Origin of the sequence: Dermacoccus sp. UBA1591 (assembly GCF_002322065.1) — a bacterium.
In the GTDB taxonomy this organism is placed as follows: Bacteria; Actinomycetota; Actinomycetes; order Actinomycetales; family Dermatophilaceae; genus Dermacoccus; species Dermacoccus nishinomiyaensis.
Genome location: NZ_DCNR01000003.1, coordinates 1 through 2,290 on the forward strand (window position 1 = coordinate 1; position 2,290 = coordinate 2,290).

The 2,290-nt window shown below is 70.8% G+C and carries 1 protein-coding gene, 1 pseudogene and 1 riboswitch; of the genes and pseudogenes, one reads left to right on the top strand and one right to left on the bottom strand.

Features of this window, described 5'->3' with window-relative positions; genetic code table 11:
- Positions 1 to 833 (top strand): annotated as a pseudogene (locus B2284_RS00325) (hypothetical protein); the annotation flags it as partial.
- A gap of 129 nt (positions 834 to 962) precedes the next feature.
- Here B2284_RS00325 and B2284_RS00330 read toward each other — a convergent pair.
- A complete protein-coding gene (locus B2284_RS00330; protein ID WP_286697069.1) occupies positions 963 to 1,997 on the bottom strand; it encodes a C40 family peptidase in 1,035 nt (344 codons plus the stop codon).
- A 1-nt stretch (position 1,998) separates the two neighbouring features.
- Positions 1,999 to 2,179: riboswitch (cyclic di-AMP (ydaO/yuaA leader) on the bottom strand.
- Positions 2,180 to 2,290 lie beyond the last annotated feature (111 nt).

Here is a 2,290-nt window from a genome sequence, read left to right on the forward strand (position 1 = left end):
GCCTTCGTGCCGGCTCTCGTGCCGGCGCAGCCGCCCTGCTCGCCGCGGGAGCCATCGTGCTCGGCGCGCCAGCGGCAACCGCCGACCCCACCGCACCGTTGAGCTCGCCGAGCACCGGCGCGGGCGTGAGCAGCGCCGTGTTCCAGAGCGCCACGTGCAGCGCATCCGGCGGATACTCGGCCCTCGTCACCCTGACGAACGCCGCCCCCGAAACCCAGACGTTCTCATTCACGACCGGCGCCGGAGGCGGCGCGACACCGGCAGCGACGAGTGTCGGCGCCGGTCAGAGCCTCACCGTGCGCGTCAGCACACCCTCGCAGGCCCGTGCCATCTTCGTGACGACGGCCTCCGGCGGCTCCGCTGGCTCGCTGCCCCTCAGCGGCTGCGGTGACGCACCGTCCACATCTTCGACGTCGCTCGCGACCGCTGAGCCGACACGGACACCGCGCCAGAGCACCTCGCCCGCCCCGACGAGCGACGAGCCGACGCTCGCGCCCACGATCGCATCTACGGGCGCATCGAGCCCCGCATCCCCCCTGGCCCCCACGACGCCGATGGCACCGACGACACCGCGCAGCAGTTCGACGAGCGCCACCTCGTCGCCCGAATCGTCTTCGTCTTCGTCCGGGTCGTCTTCGTCTTCGTCGTCGAGTCGTTCCAGTTCGGCGTCGTCGACCAGCACCTCCAGCCCGTCGCTCGCCCCCTCGGACGCGGCATCAGCCGACGAATCCGACTCGAGTTCGACGAGCCCCCTGCTCGTCGCCGGCGGTGTCGGCCTCGCACTGCTCGGCCTGGCGCTCGCCGTCACCGTCATTCGCCGCGACTACCACTGACGCAGGATCGTCACGGCAGACCACCACGACCCCGCTCGAAGCACGCGCCACACGAAGAAGCGCCCTCCCCGTCACGATGACGGGGAGGGCGCTTCTCAGGTGGCCGCGCGGGCCGACCGATCACATCGATCAGAGGCGACCGTAGGTCGAACCCGACAGCACCGGGTACAGGCCGGTGACGGTGCCCGGGTGGCGCGCCTCGTAGACCATGCCGTTGCCGGCGTAGATCGCGACGTGGCCCGGCAGGAAGACGAGGTCGCCGGGGCGCGGGTCGCTGACGGGCGTCGTCATCGCCTTGATGGCGCCCGACTGGTGCGGCAGCTGGATGCCGGCCTTCGCGAAGACCATCGCGACGTAACCGGAGCAGTCGGCACCGGAGGTCGACGATCCGCCGTAGACGTAGGGGATACCCGTCAGGCCCGCGGCGATGGAGACGACTCCGGAGTTCGAACGCGAGGCGGAAGCCGTGTTCGTGGCCTTCTGCGCGCTCGAGGCGTAGGTCGGCGTGGCCGAGTGCGTCGTGGTGGCGTGACGCACCGTCGCGCGGTGCACGGGTGCCTGCTGGTGACGCGGCGTCTGGGCGACCGGGCGAGCCTGGGTGTGCTGCGAAACCGCCTGGCGAGCGTGCGTGCGATGCACGCGCTGGTGCGTCGCGGTGGCGCGCTGGGTGTTCGTCGACTGCGACGCGGCGGGCGCGGTGCGCTTCTTGACGACGATCGAGCGACGCTGCGCCGGCTCGGCGATCTTCGCCTTGCGCTCGGCCCTGACGGGCTTCACGGAGGCCGACGTCAGCGCACTGCGGGCCTGCGAGCGCGACACCTGCTTCAGCGCCTGCGACGTCGCGCGCGTCGACTTCTTCGCGGCGGCGGGCTTCGCGGCGGCCTTGGCGGCGGGCTTCGGGGCGGCCTTGGCGGCGGGCTTCGGGGCGGCCTTCGGGGCGACGACGAGCTTCTTGGCCGGCGTGACGGTCTTGAGCTCGAGGGGTGTCGTGGCGGCAGCCGCGGCCTCGTGAACGGCGCCCGACTCAGGGGCCGCACCGGCGCTCTGCGTGATGCCGAGACCAGCGACCAGACCACCGGAGACGGCGACGGTCGTGGTGAGCATGGCCAGGGTGCGCGTCTGCTTCACAGGACGCAGCGGGCCCGGCGTGTTCTTGATGGACAATGTGCAACCTCTCGAACGCCTGTGAGGTGAGCTGTCGGGTTCGGACCTGTTGCTCGGCCCGGCTCTCGGCGCTTCGTGCGTGCGACGCGAGCTTCACCCCGAGTTCTTGATCTGCGCTTCGCGGATCAGGAACGAAGAAGTGGGTCCCCCACCCCTGCCAGGTGGTGTAGCTGACATGACTCGCGCGCCGCAGGCAGGGCTCGGCGTGTTCGGCACGCGAGTGTTCGTTGTCGAACCAGGTAAGACGGTAACGAATCAGTCACGACGACGGTGAATCAGGAACCGGCGAGATA